Source organism: Amycolatopsis sp. cmx-11-12 (genome assembly GCF_046269425.1).
Lineage (GTDB): Bacteria > Actinomycetota > Actinomycetes > Mycobacteriales > Pseudonocardiaceae > Amycolatopsis.
In genome coordinates, this window is the sequence record NZ_JADNQM010000011.1 from 1 (window position 1) to 19554 (window position 19554).

Annotated in this window: 24 protein-coding genes and 1 pseudogene; 16 read left to right on the plus strand and 9 right to left on the minus strand. The window is 69.3% G+C overall.

The features are described from left to right. Positions 1 to 390 precede the first annotated feature (390 nt). The gene (locus tag ACLARN_RS17145) at positions 391 to 1062 is read right to left on the minus strand and encodes a TetR/AcrR family transcriptional regulator (protein ID WP_409492414.1); all 672 of its coding nucleotides are present in this window, start codon (positions 1060 to 1062) and stop codon (positions 391 to 393) included. 14 nt (positions 1063 to 1076) lie between these two features. After that, positions 1077 to 1499, minus strand: a complete 423-nt coding sequence (locus ACLARN_RS17150; protein ID WP_409492415.1) for a hypothetical protein — start codon at positions 1497 to 1499, stop codon at positions 1077 to 1079. 139 nt (positions 1500 to 1638) lie between these two features. On the opposite strand from ACLARN_RS17150, the gene ACLARN_RS17155 reads away from it, so the two are divergent. After that, on the plus strand, positions 1639 to 2838 hold the full coding sequence (locus tag ACLARN_RS17155; protein ID WP_409492416.1) for an endonuclease/exonuclease/phosphatase family protein: 1200 nt from the start codon (positions 1639 to 1641) through the stop codon (positions 2836 to 2838). Between the two features lie 3 nt (positions 2839 to 2841). Here ACLARN_RS17155 and ACLARN_RS17160 read toward each other — a convergent pair whose 3' ends face one another. Beyond that, positions 2842 to 3498 (minus strand): maleylpyruvate isomerase family mycothiol-dependent enzyme, encoded by a 657-nt coding sequence (locus ACLARN_RS17160; protein ID WP_409492417.1) that lies wholly within the window; start codon positions 3496 to 3498, stop codon positions 2842 to 2844. 47 nt (positions 3499 to 3545) lie between these two features. On the opposite strand from ACLARN_RS17160, the gene ACLARN_RS17165 reads away from it, so the two are divergent. Then, complete coding sequence (locus ACLARN_RS17165; RefSeq protein WP_409492418.1) at positions 3546 to 4487, plus strand: D-2-hydroxyacid dehydrogenase family protein; 942 nt, start codon at positions 3546 to 3548, stop codon at positions 4485 to 4487. Here ACLARN_RS17165 and ACLARN_RS17170 read toward each other — a convergent pair. Genes ACLARN_RS17170 through ACLARN_RS17185 form a run of 4 tightly spaced genes read right to left on the minus strand, consistent with a single transcriptional unit; the run spans position 4477 to position 7709 of the window. Next, positions 4477 to 5301, minus strand: a complete 825-nt coding sequence (locus ACLARN_RS17170) for a serine hydrolase domain-containing protein (protein WP_409492419.1) — start codon at positions 5299 to 5301, stop codon at positions 4477 to 4479. The genes ACLARN_RS17165 and ACLARN_RS17170 overlap by 11 nt on opposite strands. 59 nt (positions 5302 to 5360) lie before the next feature. After that, positions 5361 to 5627 carry an HPr family phosphocarrier protein gene (locus ACLARN_RS17175; protein ID WP_076163675.1) on the minus strand — a complete coding sequence of 89 codons (267 nt, stop codon included), beginning with the start codon at positions 5625 to 5627 and terminating at the stop codon, positions 5361 to 5363. A 40-nt stretch (positions 5628 to 5667) separates the two neighbouring features. Further along, positions 5668 to 6924 carry a PTS transporter subunit EIIC gene (locus ACLARN_RS17180; RefSeq protein WP_409492420.1) on the minus strand — a complete coding sequence of 419 codons (1257 nt, stop codon included), beginning with the start codon at positions 6922 to 6924 and terminating at the stop codon, positions 5668 to 5670. Then, entirely contained in the window at positions 6921 to 7709 is a 789-nt protein-coding gene (locus ACLARN_RS17185; protein ID WP_409492421.1) for a GntR family transcriptional regulator, read from the minus strand. Before ACLARN_RS17185 ends, ACLARN_RS17180 begins: the two co-directional genes overlap by 4 nt. A gap of 224 nt (positions 7710 to 7933) precedes the next feature. Between ACLARN_RS17185 and ACLARN_RS17190 the strand changes: the two are divergent. Next, a pseudogene (locus ACLARN_RS17190) lies at positions 7934 to 8179 on the plus strand (glucose PTS transporter subunit EIIB); the annotation flags it as partial. After that, a complete protein-coding gene (locus ACLARN_RS17195) occupies positions 8176 to 8631 on the plus strand; it encodes a PTS glucose transporter subunit IIA (RefSeq protein WP_409492422.1) in 456 nt (151 codons plus the stop codon). The pseudogene ACLARN_RS17190 and the gene ACLARN_RS17195, both read left to right, overlap by 4 nt. Positions 8632 to 8694: 63 nt before the next feature. Here ACLARN_RS17195 and ACLARN_RS17200 read toward each other — a convergent pair whose 3' ends face one another. Then, positions 8695 to 9135: a ubiquinol-cytochrome c reductase iron-sulfur subunit gene (locus ACLARN_RS17200; protein WP_409492423.1), complete on the minus strand. Its 441-nt coding sequence runs from the start codon at positions 9133 to 9135 to the stop codon at positions 8695 to 8697. Positions 9136 to 9266: 131 nt separating this feature from the next. On the opposite strand from ACLARN_RS17200, the gene ACLARN_RS17205 reads away from it, so the two are divergent. The 11 genes from ACLARN_RS17205 to ACLARN_RS17255 all read left to right on the plus strand — a co-directional run bounded on the left by ACLARN_RS17205 (position 9267) and on the right by ACLARN_RS17255 (position 17907). Further along, a complete protein-coding gene (locus tag ACLARN_RS17205; RefSeq protein ID WP_409492424.1) occupies positions 9267 to 9635 on the plus strand; it encodes a hypothetical protein in 369 nt (122 codons plus the stop codon). Continuing rightward, entirely contained in the window at positions 9632 to 10144 is a 513-nt protein-coding gene (locus tag ACLARN_RS17210) for a sigma-70 family RNA polymerase sigma factor (RefSeq protein WP_409492425.1), read from the plus strand. The genes ACLARN_RS17205 and ACLARN_RS17210 overlap by 4 nt, the downstream gene beginning before the upstream one ends. After that, on the plus strand, positions 10141 to 10770 hold the full coding sequence (locus ACLARN_RS17215; protein WP_409492426.1) for an anti-sigma factor family protein: 630 nt from the start codon (positions 10141 to 10143) through the stop codon (positions 10768 to 10770). The genes ACLARN_RS17210 and ACLARN_RS17215 overlap by 4 nt, the downstream gene beginning before the upstream one ends. A 158-nt stretch (positions 10771 to 10928) precedes the next feature. Next, positions 10929 to 11540 (plus strand): prepilin peptidase, encoded by a 612-nt coding sequence (locus tag ACLARN_RS17220; protein WP_409492427.1) that lies wholly within the window; start codon positions 10929 to 10931, stop codon positions 11538 to 11540. Positions 11541 to 11587: 47 nt separating this feature from the next. Next, on the plus strand, positions 11588 to 12775 hold the full coding sequence (gene aroC / locus ACLARN_RS17225; RefSeq protein WP_409492428.1) for a chorismate synthase: 1188 nt from the start codon (positions 11588 to 11590) through the stop codon (positions 12773 to 12775). Then, a complete protein-coding gene (locus tag ACLARN_RS17230) occupies positions 12772 to 13290 on the plus strand; it encodes a shikimate kinase (protein ID WP_409492429.1) in 519 nt (172 codons plus the stop codon). The genes aroC and ACLARN_RS17230 overlap by 4 nt, the downstream gene beginning before the upstream one ends. Next, positions 13287 to 13718 carry a hypothetical protein gene (locus tag ACLARN_RS17235; RefSeq protein WP_409492430.1) on the plus strand — a complete coding sequence of 144 codons (432 nt, stop codon included), beginning with the start codon at positions 13287 to 13289 and terminating at the stop codon, positions 13716 to 13718. Before ACLARN_RS17230 ends, ACLARN_RS17235 begins: the two co-directional genes overlap by 4 nt. A 183-nt stretch (positions 13719 to 13901) precedes the next feature. After that, positions 13902 to 15011, plus strand: coding sequence for a 3-dehydroquinate synthase (gene aroB, locus ACLARN_RS17240; protein ID WP_409492431.1), 1110 nt, complete (start codon positions 13902 to 13904; stop codon positions 15009 to 15011). Next, positions 15008 to 15439 (plus strand): type II 3-dehydroquinate dehydratase, encoded by a 432-nt coding sequence (aroQ, locus tag ACLARN_RS17245; protein ID WP_409492432.1) that lies wholly within the window; start codon positions 15008 to 15010, stop codon positions 15437 to 15439. The genes aroB and aroQ overlap by 4 nt, the downstream gene beginning before the upstream one ends. After that, positions 15436 to 16362: a GNAT family N-acetyltransferase gene (locus tag ACLARN_RS17250; RefSeq protein ID WP_409492433.1), complete on the plus strand. Its 927-nt coding sequence runs from the start codon at positions 15436 to 15438 to the stop codon at positions 16360 to 16362. The genes aroQ and ACLARN_RS17250 overlap by 4 nt, the downstream gene beginning before the upstream one ends. Before the next feature lie 60 nt (positions 16363 to 16422). Beyond that, a complete protein-coding gene (locus ACLARN_RS17255; RefSeq protein WP_409492606.1) occupies positions 16423 to 17907 on the plus strand; it encodes a beta-xylosidase in 1485 nt (494 codons plus the stop codon). On the opposite strand, the gene ACLARN_RS17260 is transcribed toward ACLARN_RS17255, so the two are convergent. Beyond that, complete coding sequence (locus ACLARN_RS17260) at positions 17862 to 18299, minus strand: B-4DMT family transporter (protein ID WP_409492607.1); 438 nt, start codon at positions 18297 to 18299, stop codon at positions 17862 to 17864. The two genes, ACLARN_RS17255 and ACLARN_RS17260, sit on opposite strands and share 46 nt — an antisense overlap. 157 nt (positions 18300 to 18456) lie before the next feature. Here ACLARN_RS17260 and ACLARN_RS17265 point away from each other — a divergent pair, with 157 nt between their 5' ends. Beyond that, positions 18457 to 19548: a M24 family metallopeptidase gene (locus ACLARN_RS17265; RefSeq protein ID WP_409492434.1), complete on the plus strand. Its 1092-nt coding sequence runs from the start codon at positions 18457 to 18459 to the stop codon at positions 19546 to 19548. Positions 19549 to 19554 lie beyond the last annotated feature (6 nt).

Below are 19554 nucleotides of genomic sequence, written 5' to 3' on the forward strand. Positions count from 1 at the left end.
CGGCCAGCCGCAGCACCGGCACCAGCCCCGCGCACGACACGAGACTTTCATCATCGAACCTCACCGACACCGATCCGGCAGTATGAGATGATCGCATCCAGCAGATGCCCTCTCGCTCAGTGGTTTTGTTCCGTCGCAAGAACAATCATCCCAAGCCAGAGGGCATTTGCGTACCCGGACACACCCCAAACACCCACGTCACACCGGTGGATCCAGGTTGAGTGTCCCAATTCCTTCATAGACGAGCAGGTGGGGTTCATTCAGCGATGGGTGACCGGATTCCAGCATCAATTTACGGCGCGAATTTCAGACGCACGACACTAGATACAGGAAGGGGTCCTTCACGTACTCGCGGCGCGAGAGCCGCAACAGGAGGGCTAGACGCGATCCTCAGGCAGGGTCGTCCGGCTTCGAGAGGTCCCGGATCAGCGAGACGATCTCCCGGCTCACCGGCCGCAGTACCCGCAGTCGCGACAGTCCCACCAGTCGCGCGATCAGTGGCACCGTCCGTTCCACCAGCACCCGGCTCCGCTTCTGCCCGCGCGACCGGTCGTGGACCCAGAACAGCACGACGCCCATCTGGTACAGCCACAGCAGGTCGGGCAGGTCGTCGCGCAGGTCCGGGTCGAGTTTGACGTCGGAGTCGGCGATGACGTCACGCATCAGGCTGACGGAGGCGTCCCGCGCGGGCGACGACTCCTCGCTGAACGGGCTCAGCGGCGAGTCCGGGTCGGCGGCGTTGACGAACAGTTGGGTGCCGAAGCGGTGGTACGGCTCGGCGACGTCGAGCCAGGTGAGCAGGACCGTCTTGAGCCGGGCGCTGAAGTCCCGCTCACCTTCGATCGCCTGGCGCACCGTCGTCAGGTGCGCGTTGGCTATCTCGTCGTAGAAACCCTGGATCAGCTGGTCTTTCGAGGCGAAGTAGTAGTAGGCGTTCCCGACCGACACGCCCGCTTCGCCCGCGATGGCCCGCATGGTCGTGCGGTCGTAGCCGTTCTCGGCGAACATCCGCAACGCGGTCGCCACGATCAGCGACCTGGTTTCCTCACTCTTCGCCACCATTGCACGTTATCCGGTCAGGGCGCCGGATGTGGAGCGGGCGCCGGGTAGCCGGGGTAGGGCGGCGGCATCGGCACGGGCCGTGCGGCGGCGTGGTTCAGGTGCTTGCGCCGGATTCCGTTGAACACCAGCACGTTCCCGACGTGCATCACGCCGAGCACGAGCGCCACGGTGCCGACCTTGACCGACAGCATCTCGAAGACGTCGCGAGCGTCGAGGACGGTGTCGTTGCTGGTCAGGAACAGGGTCACGAAACCCAGGCTGACCAGGTAGAACCCGACGACGAGCAGTTGGTTGACCGAATGTGCCAGTGCCTGCTTGTCCTGGAAGACATCCTCCAGGAACGTCTTGCCGTGTCTGCTCAGCGTACGGGCGACCAGCACGGTCAAGGGGACGGTGATGGCCAGGTAGAGCGCGTAGGCCACTACTACGGGTTGCATGGGGACCTCCTTTTGAACGTGTTCAAGAAGAACCGTAGCCCAGATTTTGAACACGTTCAAGAGATGCTGTTCACCTGAAGCTCACCCAGGCGGCCGCGCGGGGTGCGTAAGGTCGCATCGGAATCTGGGAGGTAAGACCGTGAAACGCATCGCCGCCGTGCTCACCTCGGGCGCCTTGCTCGCCGGGACGCTGCTGGCCGCCACCCCGGCGGAAGCCACCGTCGGACAGAACGTCCGCTTCGCGACGTACAACGCTTCGCTCAACCGCGGAGCCGCGGGCCAGCTGGTGACCGACCTGTCGCAGCCGGGCAACGCGCAGGCGAACGAGGTCGCCGAGGTGATCCAGCGCAACCGGCCGGACGTGCTGCTGATCAACGAGTTCGACTACGTGCCGGAGAACCGCGCCGCGAACCTGTTCCGCGAGAACTACCTGAAGCGCGGCCAGAACGGCGCCGCGCCGATCGACTACCCGTACGCCTTCACCGCGCCGTCGAACACCGGCGTCGCGACCGGTTTCGACCTCGACCGCAACGGCCAGGTCGGCGGCGGCAACGACGCGCACGGCTTCGGCCTCTTCGAGGGCCAGTACGGCATGCTCGTGCTGTCCAAGTACCCGATCGACACCAAGAGCGTGCGGACGTTCCAGCAGTTCCTCTGGAAGGACATGCCGGGCGCGCTGCTCCCGGACGACCCGGCCACCCCGGCGCCGAACGACTGGTACTCGCCGCAGGCACTCGACGTGCTGCGCCTGTCGTCGAAGTCCCACTGGGACGTCCCCGTCCGCGTCGGCCGGTCCACCGTGCACTTCCTGGCCGCGCACCCGACACCGCCCACCTTCGACGGCCCCGAAGACCGCAACGGCACCCGCAACAACGACGAGATCCGTTTCTGGGCGGACTACGTGTCCCCGGGCAAAGGCCGCTACATCTACGACGACAACGGCCGCCGCGGCGGGCTCGGCGCGCACGAGAAGTTCGTCGTCGCCGGTGACTACAACTCCGACCCGCTCGACGGCGACAGTGTCCCCGGCGCGATCTCCCGTCTGCTGAATGCGCCTCGTGTCATCGAGACGCGCCCGGGCAGCGAAGGCGCGGTGCGCGCCGCACAGGACCAGGCAGGCGCCAACATCGGCCAGAAGGGCGACCCCTTCTTCGACACCGGCGACTTCAACGACAACGCGCCGGGGAACCTGCGGATCGACTACGTCCTGCCGTCGAAGGGTCTGTTCCCCTGGCGTGCCGAGGTTTTCTGGCCGCTGCCCGATTCACCGCTGGCACGGCTCAACGACGCCTCGGACCACCATCTGGTGCGGGTCGACATGATCGTTGCGCGCTGGTAGGTCTCAGACCGAAATCGGCGGATTGCAGTGGGCGCCGATCTGAGCCTTGCCCGAGCCGGTGAGCGCGGCGAGGCCGGCGCCCCGGCCGGTCGCCGCCATGAGCAGATCGGCGAGCGGGCCCCGTACTTCGCCGGGCCCCTCGCCGCCGGTCCAGTCGGCGTCGGTGGCGATCATCTTCACGCCCTTGCAGCGTTTGCGGGCGCCCCAGAACGGGCTGGCGAGGATGTGCTCCAGCGACGCGATCGCCGGCTCCTCGGGCATCGGCCGGGTGCGGCCCAGCGGGCGGACGATGTCCTGGCCGTGGATGAGGACATCGGCGAGCGAGTCGATCTGTTTGGCGCCGGGGGAGCGGCGGTCCGACCCGGCGTCCTTCCGGATCTGGGCGACGAGTTCGGCGGGGGAGAACCGAGTGGCGTGGCCGATGGCCTGATCGGCGGTCATCCGGTCCCAGTTCCCCTTCGCCTTGAGGGCGCCCAGGATGGTGTCCTTGAGGCCGGTCCTTGGCGAGAGCGCCAGGTGGGCGGCCAGTTCGTGGACGGTCCATTTCGGGCACAGGGTGCCTGCCGACCAGTCCTTCTCGTCGAGTCCTTCGAGCAGATCCGCCACGCTCAGCCGCTCGGCCTCGGTCCAAGCCAGGATCTTGCCCTCGTCCGCGTCCATCTCGTCCTCCCCGGGTAGCCCGCGAGCCAGCACCCTAGCCTGGGGGGATGAAGATCGCGATTCTTGACGACTACCAGGAAGTGGCGCTCGGCTTCGGGGACTGGGCCTCCCTCGGCGCCGAGATCGAGGTGTTCACCGAGCCGTTCGTCGACGCCACCGACGTGGTGGCCCGCCTGCGGGAGTTCGACGTCGTGGTCGCGATGCGCGAGCGCACCCGCTTCCCCGCCGAAGTCCTCGACCGGTTGCCCGCGCTCAAGCTGCTGGTGAGCACCGGTCACCGCAACGCCGCGATCGACGTGGCCGCCGCCCGGCGCAACGGCGTGGTCGTCTGCTCCACCGGGTACATCGCGGCCCCGGCGGCCGAGCACACCTGGGCGCTGATCCTCGCCGCCGCGCGGAACGTGCCGGTGGAGTCGCGGAACATGCGCGAGGGCGGCTGGCAGACCACGGTCGGCACGATCCTGCACGGCAAGACCCTCGGGCTGCTCGGGCTCGGCAGGCTCGGCGCCGGTGCGGCCAAGATCGGGCAGGCGTTCGGCATGGAGACCATCGCCTGGAGCCAGAACCTGACCCAGGAGAAGGCCGATCCCCACGGCGTGACGGCGGTGTCGAAGGACGAATTGTTCGCCCGCGCGGACGTCCTGTCGGTCCACCTGGTGCTCAGTGACCGCAGCCGGGGGCTGGTCGGCGCGCCGGAACTCGCCGCGATGAAGCCGACGGCGATACTCGTCAACACCTCGCGCGGACCGATCGTGGACGAGGTCGCGCTGGTGGACGCCTTGCGCCGCAAGGAGATCGCGGTCGCGGCGCTCGATGTCTACGACGTCGAACCGCTGCCGTCGGAGCATCCACTGAGGACACTGGACAACGTCGTGCTCACCCCGCACATCGGCTACGTCACCCGCGAGGCCTACGAGATCTTCTACCGCGACGCGGTCGAGGACATCGCGGCCTTCCAGGCTGGTTCGCCGGTCCGCGTCATGGAGTGAGGCCGCGCAGTTCCGAGAGGACGGCGTCGGTGTAGGGCGGCCACACCTCGGCCGCCCACGGGCCGAAAGCGCGGTCGGTGAGCGCGACACAGGCCACACCGGCGTCGGGATCGACCCACAGGAACGTGCCGGACTGGCCGAAGTGGCCGAAGGTCCGCGGCGAGCTCGACGCGCCCGTCCAATGTGGACTCTTGTGGTCGCGGATCTCGAAACCGAGGCCCCAGTCGTTCGGCTTCTGGTGGCCGAAGCCGGGAAGGACACCGGAAAGGCCAGGGAAGACCACGGAAGTCGCCTCGCGCACCGTCTCGGCGGCGATCAGCTTCGGGGCCTGCAACTCGGCGGCGAACGCCACCAGGTCGTCCACAGTGGACTCCGCGCCCGAGGCGGGGGAGCCGGTCAGCTTGGTGGACTTCATGCCCAGTGGCTGGAAAAGCGCCTCCGCCTGATAGTCGGCGAAGGGGATGCCGGAGTGCTCGGTGAGCGCGTCGGCGAGCTGTTCGAACCCGGCGTTGGAGTAGAGACGCCGGTTGCCGGGCGCGGCCATCGGCTTGTGCTCGTTGAAGGCCAGGCCCGAGGTGTGCGCGAGCAGGTGCCGGATCGTGGAGCCCTCCGGCCCGGCGGGGGTGTCGAGTTCGACGACGCCCTCTTCGATGGCGATCAGTGCGGCGTAGGCCGTCAGCGGCTTCGTCACCGACGCCAGCTTGTACACCTTCGTCGTGTCGCCGTGCGTGCCCAGCACGTCACCGGCGGCGGTCACCACGGCCGTGGCGGCATTGGCAGAAGGCCACTGTTCGATCTCGCGCACGCTCTCCATGCCCAACACCCTACGAAGCCCGGGCCGGTCGGGGCGGCCCGGGCTTCGCAGGGAGTGGATCAGGCGTCGAGGTCGGTCGCCACCAGCTCGGCGATGGCGTCGACGGCCGCCTCGGCGCCCTCACCTTCGGCACTGATGATGACCTCGTCGCCGTAGCCGGCGGCGAGGGTCATCAGGTTCAGCACGCTGCCGGCCGCGACCGGGTCGCCGCCCGCCTTGGCGATGGACACCGCGACGGGCTGCGCCGCGGCCGCCTTGGCGACCGTCGCCGCGGGCCTGGCGTGCAGGCCCACCTTGCTGGCCACGGTGACGCGTTTCTCCGGCATGTTCTTTCCCTTTCGTGCCTTCGGTTCTTCTGAGCTGAAACTACTTGACGGGCTTCGCCGCGGTGGCTTCGAGATCGGCCTCGATCGCGTCGTCCTCACGGCCCGGCGTGCGCAGGTTCCACTTCTTGATCACGAAACGGAAGATCACGTAGTAGATGACCGCGTAGGCCAGGCCGATCGGGATGAGCAGCCAGACGTTGCCGCTCGCCGCCGGGAGACCGCTGTTGAGCGCGAAGTCGATCGCCCCGGCGGAGAATCCGAAGCCGAGGTGGATGTCGAGCGCGTTCACCAGTGCCATCGACGTGCCGGTCAGGACCGCGTGGATCAGGTACAGCGGCCAAGCGACGAACATGAACGAGAATTCGATCGGCTCGGTGATACCGGTCAGGAACGAGGTCAGCGCACCGGCGATCATCACACCGCCGACGATCTTCTTCTGGCTGGGCTTCGCGCTCTGCCAGATCGCCAGCGCCGCGGCGGGGATGGCGAACATGAAGATCGGGAAGAAGCCGGTCATGAAGGTGCCGCGGGTGGGGTCGCCCTCGAAGAACTTGGTGAGGTCACCACCGTCGAAGATGAACCACACCGGCACGTTCAGCAGCTGGTGCAGACCGACCGGGATCAGCAACCGGTTCAGCACACCGTAGATACCGCCACCGACGACCGGTGCGCCGGTGACCGCCTCTCCCGCGGCCTGGATGCCTTCGTTGACCCAGTGGAAGACCAGGCCGAAGGGCACCGCGAGGATCATCAGCGTCAGGGCGGTGATGATCGGCACGAACCGGCGGCCGCCGAAGAAGGCCAGGTACGGCGGCAGCTTGATGCGGTAGAACTTCTGCCACAGCAAGGCGGTGACCAGACCGACGATCACACCGGCCAGCACACTGTAGGGCCACTTCATCGGGTTGAGCATCAAGCCCGCGGGCTTCTCGGGGTTCCAGCCCGGCAGGTCGGAGAACGGCGCGAAGACCTGGAGGACGCTGGTGAACACGAAGAAGCCGACCACGGCGGCCAGCCCGGTCGCGCCGTCGCTCTTCCGGGCGAAGCCTACGGCGATACCCACTGCGAACAGGAGCGGCAGCCAGTTGAACAGCGAGTTGCCCGCCGCACCGAGAACCTCGGCCACTTTGGTCCAGCCGAGCCCTTTCTCGCCGAGCAGGTCAGGCTGACCGAACCTGTTGAGGAGCGCGGCGGCGGGCAGGGCGGCGATGGGGAGCATGAGGCTGCGGCCGAAGCGCTGAAGCCCGGCCAATCCCTTGCCCTTGCTCTTCGCCCCCTCCGCGGTGGTGGAGCTCATCGGGTACCTCCATAGTGAGGATGGTGACCGGAATCCGGGCTGTTCCGGTCCAGCTGCATGGTGACCTGGTAGTGATCGCCCCGGTACCAGGAAGTCATGTCTTCGATCGGTTCCCCGTTGACGCTGGAGACCCGGCGGAAGACAAGAAGCGGACTGCCGGCGCGCATGCCGAGCAGGCGTGCCGTTTCGCGGTCCGCGGATTCGGCCCAGACCGTCTGCCACGCGTGGTCCGGGCGGAGGTCGTACGACTGGGCGAGTTGGACGTACAACGATCGGGTGAGATCGAGGTCGAGCAGACCGGGCATCCGGCCCGCGTGATACCAACCACGTTCGACCGCGAGCGGCACCCCGTCGGCACGGCGGAGCCGTACCAGCCGGTGTGCCGGAGTTCCGGCGGTCAGGCCGAGAGCGTGCGCCGATGGGGCGGGCGGGACCTCGGTGGCGGTCTTGACGACCTCCGTGGTCGGTGTCATCCCGCGACGGCGCATGTCCTCGGTGAAGGACATCAGATAGAGCTGCAGTTCCATCCGCCTCGCGGCGGTGAACGTCCCTTTGCCGCGCACCCGCGACAAGAGCCCTTCTTCGACCAGCTTGCCGATCGCCGACCGGACGGTGAGCCGCGACACCTGATATGTCTCGGCGAGGTCACGTTCCGAGGGGATGGGCGAGCCTGGGGGTAGCTCACGCTCCACCGTGCGGCGCAGGATCTCCCGCAGCTGGGCGTGCTTGGGCGTCGGTCCGTTGATCACACGGTCGGACGGCGGCAGCTGCGCCGAAGCGCTCATGACGGTCACCGTCCTTTCGGGTCGGTCGATTGGGGAACCCGTACTCGCGTCTGGTCCGGAAGATTGGTACGTTCCGGTCTAGACCAATGATCCGATGGGGCAGGATGCTCCGTCGCACGAGCGGGTGTCAACCACCGTTACGCGTTCGTGGCCAGGGATCACGTGCGAGTCGGCGAACGGCGTAGTACAGCTGGTTCGCATGTGGGAAACCGACAGGGAACAGGGAGACCGCGATGGCGGATGACAGGGCGGAAAAGATCCTCGCGGGCCTCGGCGGTGCCGAGAACGTCATCGAGGTGGAGGGCTGCATCACCCGGCTGCGGTGTGAGCTCGAAGACATGAGCCTGCTCGACGAGGCGGCGCTGAAGGCGGCCGGCGCGATGGGCGTCGTCCGCATGGGCGCCGGTGTCCAGGTGATCGTGGGGCCGGAGGCCGACACGATCGCCAGCGACATCGAGGACCTGCTGTGAGCCTCGAAATTCTGAGCCCTGTGAGCGGTAAGACGACCGCTATGACCGAAGTGCCCGATCCGGTCTTCGCGCAGGCGATGGTCGGCCCCGGTCTCGCGGTCCTGCCCTCGGGCGGGCGTCAGGACGCGGTCTCGCCGGTCGACGGGACGGTCGTGACCCTGCACCCGCACGCCTTCGTGGTGGCCACCGAAGACGGCCGCGGCGTGCTGGTCCACCTCGGGATCGACACGGTCAAGCAGAAGGGCGAGGGGTTCACCCTCCACGTCGTCAAGGGTGAGACCGTCCGCGCCGGACAGCCGGTCGTGGAGTGGGACCCAGAGGCGGTCAAGGCGGCTGGCTACTCGCCGATCGTGCCCGTGGTGGCGCTGGACGCGAAGGCCGAGGTCCTTTCCGGACTGCTCACCGGCGGCGACGTCCAGGCGGGCGACCCGATCTTCACCTGGGACAGCTGAAAACACCCGTACCACGAAGGTCCCTTTAGGACGAATTCCGTCCTAAAGGGACCTTTATGTTTTTCAGGCCGTGACGACCTGACCGTTCGTGACCTTGACCGCGACCGAGGGCAGCGGTTTGTCCGCCGGCCCCTTTTTGACCGCGCCGGTCGCCGCGTCGAAGATCGAGTTGTGGCAAGGACATTTGAGCTCCGCGCCGTCCGGGACGACCGCGCAGCCCTGGTGCGTGCAGATCGCGCTGAACGCGGCCGCGGCGCCTTCGGCGGTCCTGGTGACGATGACGTCCTTGCCGTCGGCGGTCTTGGCGGCCTTCGCCTGGCCGACCTCGATGTCGGAGAGCGCGGTCAGGGTCTCGCCCGGAGCCGCGGCGGGCGGTGCGGCGGCAGGGCCGGACGACGGGGCGTCGCTTCCGCAGGCTGTGAGGGCCACGGCACCGACGGCCGCGCCGGCGACGGCGGCCCCGGTGGTCAGGACGGTGCGGCGGGAGTGGAGTTCGGCAGTCATGCCCCTACACACGGTCGGAGCACCCATCCGGTTCAATTTCGCCGACCATCGGGTGCCGGATTGAACCGAACGCCCCTCTTTTCCGTGTTCAAAGGCATAGGGGAACCGAACACGCGGAAAGAGATACGGACATGATCCGGTGGTTGTTGCGGGCGGTGGTGGCGGCGGGCCTGCTCGGCTCGGCGTGGGTGCATTACGTCGTATGGCAGGACTGGGCGTCCGAAACGGATGTGGTCGGCCCACTCTTTCTGGTGAACGTGGTAGCCGGTGTGGTCATCGCGGTCGCCGTCCTGGTGTGGCATCACCGGCTTCCCGCGCTCGCGGCGATCGGCTTCGGCCTGGCCACCCTGGGCGCGTACGTGCTTTCGCTGACGACAGGGTTCTTCGGCGTCTCGGAGCGCTTCACCACCCAGGCCGAGCTCTGGGGCCTGATCACCGAAGTGGTTTGCGTGGTCTTCGCCCTCCCCTTGCTCTTCGCCCGCGAAGGCACGGATCGGTGAAGGAATTCGCGGAGGACCGGCTGATGCGGGCTTTGCACGAAGAGCACGCCGCGGCGCTCTGGTCCTACGCACTGCACCTGACCAGCGGTGACCGGGTCCGCGCGGAGGACGTCGTCCAGGAGACGTTGCTGCGGGCCTGGCGCAACGCCAAGGTGCTCGACCAGTCCGAGGGATCGGCGCGGGGCTGGCTGTTCACCGTGGCGAGACGGATCGCCATCGACGACTGGCGTGCCGCCGAGGCACATCCGGAGGTGGTGACCGGCGAACCGCCCGAAACGGCGGTCACCGACGGCACCGAACGGGCGGTTCAGGGCTGGCTGGTGGCCGAAGCCCTCCGCGAGCTCTCGCCGAGACACCGGGACGTGCTCGTTTTGTGTTATTTCCAGGGCTACTCCGTCGCCGACGCCGCGAAGCGCCTGGGCGTGGCCGAAGGAACGATCAAGTCGCGGACGCATTACGCCTTGCGGGCGTTGCGGCTGGTATTGGAGGAAAGAGGGGTGACTCAATGACCGACCCCTTCGCCACCTACGACGCGGCCTACGTGCTCGGGGCGTTGTCCCCGGAAGACCGGTTCGCGTACGAGAAACACCTTCGCGGGTGTGCCGAGTGCGCGGCGTCCGTGCGCGATCTGGCCGGGATCCCCGGTCTCCTCGCCCAGGCAGGCTCCCCCGCGCTGCGAGAGGAAGAACCGGCGCCCTCGCCGGAGCTGCTGCCGACCGTGCTCAAACGGGTCCGCCGGGGAAGGCGGATCCAACGGGCGATCACCACCTCGGCGGCCGGAGTGGCCGTCGCCGCCAGTGTCACGCTCGCGGTCGTCCTGACCGGGCCGGTCGCGGCGAGCGGCAACCCGATGACCCTGCTCGGCGACTACCCAGTGACCGCCGAGGTCGCCATGTCCGCCACCGACACCGGCACGAAGGTCGACATGACGTGCAGCTACGGCGGCAACCGCACCGGGGACTACATCCTGGTCGCGGTCGGCGGCGACGGCGGCACCAGCGAACTGGCGTCCTGGCGCGCGATGCCCAAGGACACCGCGCACATCGTGGTCGGCACCGCGATGCGCGCCGCGGACATCAAGGCGCTGGAGATCCGCACGCCCTCGGGCCTCCCACTGCTGCGGATGAACCCCTGATCCCAGTGTCCGCTCGCCCGCAATTGGTCACCTACTTGCGACCACCCAGCGCAAGTAGGTGACCAATTGCGGGACGCCCGAAGCGAAAGTGCGTGAAAGTACCTGTCACGAAAAGAAATCCTTGCCTCACCGAGTGCGACGGGCGCACTCTTGATCTTGTGTTCATGCCGATCGCCTTCGCGGTGGCGGGCGCCGGATCGGCGCTCGCCACCCGCTCTTGCCTGCGCCGCGCGGGAGCACCGGTGACGGCTTGGGCGGCGGCGCTCGCGGCGGCGTTGCTCCTCGCGGTCTGCCTCCGGCACCAAGGCGGGGCCTGGCCGTCGTGGTGGCTCGCGGTTCCGGCCGTGCTGACCGTCTTCGCGGTCCCGTTGGCGCTCGCCGACCTCAAGTACCGCCGCCTGCCCGACGTCCTGACCCTGCCCGCGTATCCGGCGCTGGCCATCGCGCTGGCGGTCGCCGCGGCCGGGGGAGGGGCGGGCATCGCCTGGCGGGCCGTGTTCGGCGCGCTGGTCTTCGGAGGTGCGCACGCGCTCGTCCACGCGCTGTCGCCGCGTTCGCTCGGCGCCGGTGACGTGAAGCTGGCCGGGAGCCTTGGCGCGGTCCTCGCCGCGACGGGCTGGCCGTCGGTCGTGCTCGGCGCCGTCGCCGCGGCGCTACTGAGCGTGGCGCTCGCGGTGGGCGGGCCCCGGCATCCCACGGTGCCGCACGGGCCCGGTCTCCTGGTCGCGGCGTGGGTGCTCGCCGTCTTCGCCGGACCTGGTCCTGGATAGCCCGGCCTGTCCAGGAACGGAAGGGAGACTGTGACAGGATCTGTCAGGTGTTGCGCTGGATAACCGCAGGGGAATCGCACGGACCCGCCCTCGCCGCCATCCTGGAAGGGATGCCCGCCGGGGTCGAGGTCACCACCGCCGAAGTGGGCGAGCAGCTCGCGCGACGGAGGCTCGGCTTCGGCCGCAGCCCCCGGATGGGCTTCGAGACCGACCACATCGAGTTCACCGGCGGCGTCCGGCACGGACTCACCCAGGGTGGCCCCGTCGCGGTCCAGATCGAGAACGCCGAGTGGCCGAAGTGGGAGAAGGTCATGTCGGCCGATCCCGTGCCTGCCGAGGAGCTGGAAGGCCTGGCGCGCAACGAGCCGCTGACCCGCCCCCGGCCCGGCCACGCGGACCTGCCCGGTATGCAGAAGTACGGCTTCCCCGAGGCCCGTCCGGTGCTGGAGCGCGCGAGCGCCCGCGAGACGGCGTCCCGCACGGCGCTCGGCACGGTGGCCCGCGCGTACCTCAAGCAGCTGCTCGGGGTCGAGATCCTCAGCCACGTCGTGTCCATCGGCGGCGCCTCGGCGCCGGAGGGCCCGCTGCCCGTGGCGTCGGACCTGCCCGCCATCGACGAGAGCCCGGTCCGGGCCTTCGGCAAGGAGGGAACCGACGCGATGGTCGCCGAGGTCGACGCCGTGCGGAAGGCGGGTGACACCGTCGGCGGCGTGATCGAGGTGATCGCCTACGGGCTGCCGCCGGGCCTCGGTTCGCACGTGCACTGGGACCGCAGGCTCGACGCCCGGCTCGCCGGCGCGCTCATGGGCGTGCAGGCGATGAAGGGGGTGGAGGTCGGCGACGGCTTCACCACGGCCAAGCGCTGGGGCAGCCAGGCCCACGACGAGATCGACCGCGGCACCGGCCCGGTCGGGGTGACCCGCCGGTCCAACCGTGCTGGCGGTCTCGAAGGCGGCATCACCAACGGCGAACCGCTGCGTGTGCGCGTCGCCATGAAGCCGATTTCGACCGTCCCCAAAGCACTGTCCACTGTGGATGTCACGACCGGCGAACCCGCGGTGGCCATCCACCAGCGTTCCGACGTCTGCGCGGTACCCCGCGCCGGGGTCGTGCTGGAGTCGGTGGTCGCGCTGGTCCTCGCGGATGCCGCGCTGGAGAAGTTCGGCGGCGACTCGCTGATCGAGGGCAAGCGCAACGCCGAGGCCTACCTGAAGGCGCTCGAGGAGCGCTGGTGACCCCACGCGCGGTGATCATCGGGCCGCCTGGCTCGGGCAAGAGCACGGTCGGCCCGGCGCTCGCCGCCCGGCTCGGCCTCGCCTTCCGCGACAGCGACGACGACATCGTCGCGAGCGCGGGCAAGCCCATCACCGACATCTTCGCCGAGGAGGGCGAGCCCGCCTTCCGCGTGCTGGAGGAGGAGATGGTCGCGAAGGCGCTGGCCGAACACGACGGTGTCCTCTCCCTGGGCGGGGGAGCGCCGATCACCCCGGGCACCCGTGAGCGGCTGGCCGGGCACACCGTGGTCTTCCTCAACGTCGGGATGGCCGCGGGGGTCCAGCGCGCCGGGCTGTCGACCGCGCGCCCGCTGCTGGCCGGGGTGAACCCCCGCGCCACGTACAAGGCACTCCTCGACGCCCGGCTGCCGGTGTACCGCTCGGTGGCCACGATCGAGATCGAAACCGACCACCGCACCCCGGACGAGGTCGTCGAAGCCGCCTTCGCCGGGCTGACCGAGAAGGAACAGGCATGAAGCGCACCGCCACCGGCGTTCTCCTCGCCGTCATGGCTCTGACCGTGACCGCCTGCGGCGAGGAGAAGCAGCCCGCCGGAGCGGACGTGATCCAGACCAGCGCCGCGGCGACCGGCTCGGCCGCCGCCACGGCCTCGGCAGCACCCGACATGGATGCCGCCGCCGACGTCCAGGTCATGAAGTGCGAGAGCACCAGCTACACCCCGAAGGTCACCATCGAGGTCACGAACAGCACCGGTGAGGACGCGCGCTACGCCGTCACCATCGCGATCAAGGACGCCGAGGGCAAGGCCTCCGGTGAAGCGCTGTTCGCGAAGAACCGGATGACGCCTGGCCAGAAGGTGACCGAAGAGATCCCGGGGGACACCCCTGTCAAGGGCAAGATCTCCTGCGAGGTCGCCAGGGCCAAGCGGCTTCCGCCGAAGTGAGCGCCTGGTGGCGGAGCTGAGAGGTATCCGGAAAACTAGCCACCACGCGTGAACCCGCCCGGCCGAAGGCCCCGCTATCGCGGTGGCAGGGCGCCCCACCCGCCCACTGTCACGTGGATGACCAGCCGGCGCCCTGCCGACGTCGATCGCGGACGCGGGTTCACCCCAGAAACTGAGGAAACGATGACCGAGCCGGTTCGCATCACCGTCAACACCGCCAAGCCGTACGACGTCGTCATCGGCCGGGGGCTGCTCGGCGAGCTCACCCAGCAGCTCGCCGACGCGTCCAAGGTCGCGCTGATCCACCCGCCGACGCTGACCGCCACCGCCGAGGCGATCCGCGACGAACTGGCCGAGGCCGGGATCGACGCGCACCGGGTCGAGATCCCCGACGCCGAGGACGGCAAAGCCCTCTCCGTCGCCAGCTTCTGCTGGGAGGTCCTCGGCCGCATCGGCCTCGACCGCCAGGGCGTGGTCGTCGGGCTCGGCGGTGGCGCCGTGACCGATCTGGCCGGGTTCGTCGCCGCCACCTGGATGCGCGGCGTCCGCCTGGTCAACGTGCCCACCACGCTGCTGGGCATGGTCGACGCGTCCGTCGGCGGGAAGACCGGCATCAACACCGAGGCGGGCAAGAACCTCGTCGGCGTCTTCCACGAGCCGAGCGCGGTCCTGGTCGACCTCGCGACACTGGAGACGTTGCCGCCCAACGAACTCGTCGCCGGGATGGCCGAGGTCGTCAAGACCGGGTTCATCGCGGACCCGCGCATCCTCGAACTCGTCGAGCAGGACTCCGCCGCCGCGCTGGACTCCACCGGCGAGGTACTCGGTGAGCTGGTCCGCCGTTCGATCCAGGTCAAGGCCGACGTCGTCGCCGCCGACCTGCGCGAGTCGAACCTGCGCGAGATCCTCAACTACGGCCACACTCTCGGCCACGCCATCGAACGCCGCGAGAAGTACCGGTGGCGCCATGGTGCCGCGGTCAGCGTCGGGCTGGTGTTCGCCGCCGAACTCGCGCGCCTGGCAGGCCGTCTCGACGACGCCACCGCGGAGCGGCACACGTCCGTGCTCAAACTGCTGGGCCTGCCGACCACGTACGACCCGGACGCGCTCCCGCACCTGCTGGAGACGATGAAGGGCGACAAGAAGACCCGGTCGGGCGTGCTGAGGTTCGTCGTCCTGGACGGGCTCGCCAAGCCCGGCAGGCTGGAAGGCCCGGACCCGTCGCTGCTCGCGGCGGCGTACTCGGTGGTCGCGGGCGACGCCCCCAAGGCCGGCGGGAGCGTGCTGCTGTGAAGGTGCTCGTCCTCAACGGCCCCAACCTCGGCAGGCTCGGCCTGCGCGAACCGGAGATCTACGGTTCGGCCACGCACGCCGACCTGGTCTCGACCTGTGTCGACACCGGGAAGGAACTCGGGATCGACGTCGAGGTCCGCCAGACCGACCACGAGGGCGAGATGGTCGGCTGGCTGCACGAAGCCGCCGACGCCGGCTGGCCGGTGGTGCTCAACGCGGCCGCGTGGACGCACTATTCGATCGCGGTCCGCGACGCCGCCGCCCAGCTCAAGGCGCCGCTGATCGAACTGCACATCTCCAACGTGCACCAGCGCGAGCAGTTCCGGCACCACAGCGTGCTTTCGGATATCGCCACCGCCGTCATCGCCGGGCTCGGGGTCGACGGCTACCCGCTCGCCCTGCGCTGGATGGCCGCGAACGCGGCATGAACAACCCGCCCGAGGTCAAGACCGCGCGGCTGCGGCTGCGCGGGCTGACCGAGGCCGATACCGAGGCGATCGTCAAGCTCTTCGCCGACCCGGCGTTGAGCGCGCATTTCGCGGCTCCGCTGACCGAGCCGGACAAGATCCGCGAAATGGTCGGACGGCGACTGGCGTACAACGGCCCGGCCGGGATGGGGCACTGGGCGATCGAACGTGACGGCGAGGTGATCGGCCTCGCGCATCTGCGGCCGTCGGAAGAGCTGCCCGGCGGGGTGCCGGAGATCGGCTATTACCTGGCGCGTGCGCACGGCGGGCAGGGCCTGGCGACCGAGGCCGCGAGTGCGCTGCTCGACCACGGACTACTCGGACTCGGTCTGTCGTCGGTGTGGGCTCTGGTCGGCGAGTCCAATGTGGCCAGTCTGAACCTGGTGCGGCGCTTGGGTTTCCTGGACGTCGGCAGTGGCGACCATTACGGCAGCGGGCCGCACCGCGTACTCGTCGCGCTGCCGTCGGAGCACGGGCGGGCCCACCACATCGAACTGTGGGTGCCGGATCTCGCGCGCGCCGAAGAGAGCTGGGGCTGGCTGCTCGGCGAACTCGGCTGGCGGGAATTCCAGCGCTGGCCCGCCGGTGTCAGCTGGAAGCACGGCGCGACCTACCTCGTCGTCGAACGCTCTCCCGCGCTCAGCGGCGAAAAGCACGAGCGCACCGCACCGGGCCTGAACCATCTCGCCCTGCACGTCGATACCCGCGATCGGGTGAACGAATTGGCTTCGAAGGCTCTCGAACACGGTTGGTCGGCGATGTTCGCGGACAAGTATCCGTATGCGGGCGGTGATCACCACTACGCCGCCTACCTCGAAAACGCCGACGGCTTCGAGGTGGAGTTGGTAGCCCTCCCAGGGAGTGACGTCACCCAGCTGGGTTAAGTCTCGCTACACTCGGCCATCATGCGCCTTTTTCGTGGGGGTCGGCGACCCGCCCGTGTCGTGGTGGCCGTCCTCGCGGCCGGCGCGGTTCTCGTGGCGTGCAGTGACGGCCTCGCCCAACCCCAGGCCGACGGCAAGGGCGGCGGGATCGGCGGAGCACAGCTGACGCCCGGTGAGAAGCCCCGGCCGATGGACGTCGAACTCGCCACGAGCGATCCCCGGGCCAGCGGTGGCGTGGTCGCCGCGGGCGATCAGGACGCGGTCTACAACTACGGCCCGACCGTGATGCGGGACGGAGGCAAGCTCCGGATGTGGTGGTGCAGCCAGTACGGCAGCGCCCAGCCCCCCGGCGACGACGTCCTCTACGCGGAGTCGGCGTCGCTCGACGGTCCTTTCACCGGTCCGTCCGGTGGCGGTCCGGCGGCGGTGTTCTCGGGCGCACCCGGCGGGTTCGACGGGATGCACACCTGCGATCCCTCGGTGCTCAAGGTCGGCTCGACCTACTACATGTACTACACCGGCGCGGCGGGCGACCACGCGCTCGGCAACTCGATCGGCCTCGCCACCAGCACCGACGGCCTCAAGTGGACCCGCGCCGCGGGCGGGCAGCCGATCGTCGGGCCCGCGCACGACGTGCATCGCGCCAACGTCTACGGCGCGGGCCAGCCCTCGGCGGTGTACCTCGACGGCTGGTTCTACCTCCTCTTCACCGACACCACGGCCAAGGCCGCCGGGTGGAACGGCGCCGGGCAGTTCCTGCTGCGCGCCAAGGACGCGGCCTTCAGCAAGGGCGTGGAGACGCTGGGGGAGCAGGGTTTCGTGCCCAAACCCAGCACGATCTCGCCGCGCACCCGTTCCTTGGTCGACGGGTTCAGCACCGACCTGATGTGGGTCGGCTCGCTCGACGCCTTCGCGATCGCGCACGAGACCGACACCGGCACCACACTCACCTTCTGGACCAGGGACTTCTCCGCGCAGCCGTACCGGCCGGTGGTCGTCCCCGGCGCCTGGAAGGAGGGCCCCGGCCTGGTCCGGCGGCCCGACGGCCACGCGCCGCTCTCTTCGGGCGATGTTTGCGACAGAGTCCCGTTCGACGTCGTCCGCGCCACGATCGTCGGCGGTGCGGCGGCGCCGACCGACCTCAAGCATTTCGGCCTGGACGTCCGGGGCTCGCGGGCCTGCGACGGCGACGCCCGGACCCGGACCGCGTTCGAAGGCGTCGCGATGCCGTCGCCGCAGCGGACGATCGATCTGGTGGCCGACGGGAAACTGGTCAGGGTCGACCGGCGTTCGGTGGCGGCGGCGCTCGCCGGTGAGGTGCTGGACCAGCGGCTCAAGGTCGTCGACAGGTTTCCCCAGGCCGCGCGGCTGAGCGCCGGGGCGAAGATGGTGCGCGCTCCCGGCCGCGGGGTCGGCGTGGTGCTCGACGGCAAGCTGTTCGCCGTACCGGACGCCGGGGCCGCGGCGCTGAATGACTCGACCGTCGAGGAGATCAGCGATCAGGCCTGGGACGGCTTCCCGGCCGGTTTCTCGCTCGCGGGCTGAGCTTCCTCTTCGTCGTCATCCTCAGCGGGTGTCTTCTTGCCGATCAGGCCACCGACGAACAGGCCGAGCCCGGCCGGGATGAGCACCAGCAGGGCCGAGAAGGCGGCGCCGCCGGTGAGCGCGCCGCCGAGTTCGGAGGCGCCGGTCTGGTCGACGAACACCGCGCGGCCGATCACGTACAGCACGCCGGAGACCGGTCCGGCGATCAGCGCCGCGATGAACCAGTTCTTGCCGCGCTCGGGTTTGTCCTGCCAGGCGTCCACGGCGCTCCAGCCCGCCGCCGCGCCGACGAGGACCGCGAGGGCGAGCGAGGTGACGAGGGTCTTGTCGGTGGGGTTGAAGACCTCGTACTTGGCCAGCACGGTGACGGCCGCGCCGTGCAGCAGCGCCATCACGAGTCCACGAGTCAGCCACGGTGCCATGGGGTGAGTTTAACTCGCGAGTAGCGAAGGTCACGCCTGGTCGCGTTTAGCCCGCTAAACGCGATCTTGGCGGTGAGCGTCCGGCAGCGGGCCCCCGGGAGAGCGCCCAACCTCTAAACTCCATTCCGTGCGTGAATACTTCTCTCGCCGCCGCGCGGCGCTGCGTTCCCTGCTGGCCGACTCCGGGGTGGACGCGCTGCTGGTCACGGACCTGCTCAACATCAGGTACCTGACCGGCTTCACCGGGTCCAACGCCGCTCTCCTCGTCCACGGGAGCGGCGACGACAAGACGATCTTCTGCACCGACGGCCGCTACACGGTCCAGTCGGCGACCGAGGTGCCCGATCTCGAACGGGTGCTGGACCGCGCGAGCGCGGCCAAACTCGCCGATCTGGCGGCCGAGAAGGACTTCGGCAAGACCGGGTTCGAGAGCCAGCACGTCAGCGTCGAGCAGCACGAGGACCTCAAGGTGCGCTTCGACCGCGTCCAGCTGGTCCGGACGCCCGGCCTGATCGAGCAGCTGCGGCTGGTCAAGGACGAGCAGGAGATCGAGGCGCTGCGCCAGGCGTGCGCGGCGGCCGACAGGGCACTGGAGGACCTGGTGTCCGCCGGTGGGCTGCGGCCAGGCCGCACCGAGCTGGACGTCGCCCGTGACCTGGAGAATCGCATGCTCGGTCACGGGTCGACCGGGCCGTCGTTCGACACGATCGTCGCGGCGGGCGTCAACTCCGCGATCCCGCACCACCGGCCGACCTCGGCCGTGCTCGCGACCGGCGACTTCGTCAAGATCGACTTCGGTGCCACGGTCGACGGCTACCACTCCGACATGACCCGCACGTTCGTCCTCGGCAAGCCGGCGGCGTGGCAGGAAGAGGTCTACGAGCTGGTCCAGCGGGCGCAGGAGGCGGGCTGCGACGCCGTCCTCCCCGGTGCGGAAGTGTCCGAAGTGGACAAAGCGGCCCGTGGTGTGATCGCCGACGCGGGGCGCGGCGAGGAGTTCGGTCACGGCCTCGGCCACGGGGTCGGGTTGCAGGTGCACGAGGCGCCCAGTCTCGCCACCACCGGCGTCGGTACACTGACCGCCGGTATGGCCGTCACCGTCGAGCCTGGTGTGTATCTGCCCGGACGCGGAGGCGTGCGCATCGAGGACACGCTGGTCGTGCGGGAAGGTACGCCCGAACTCCTCACGCTGAGCACCAAGGAACTCGTGGTCGTCTGACGGCGG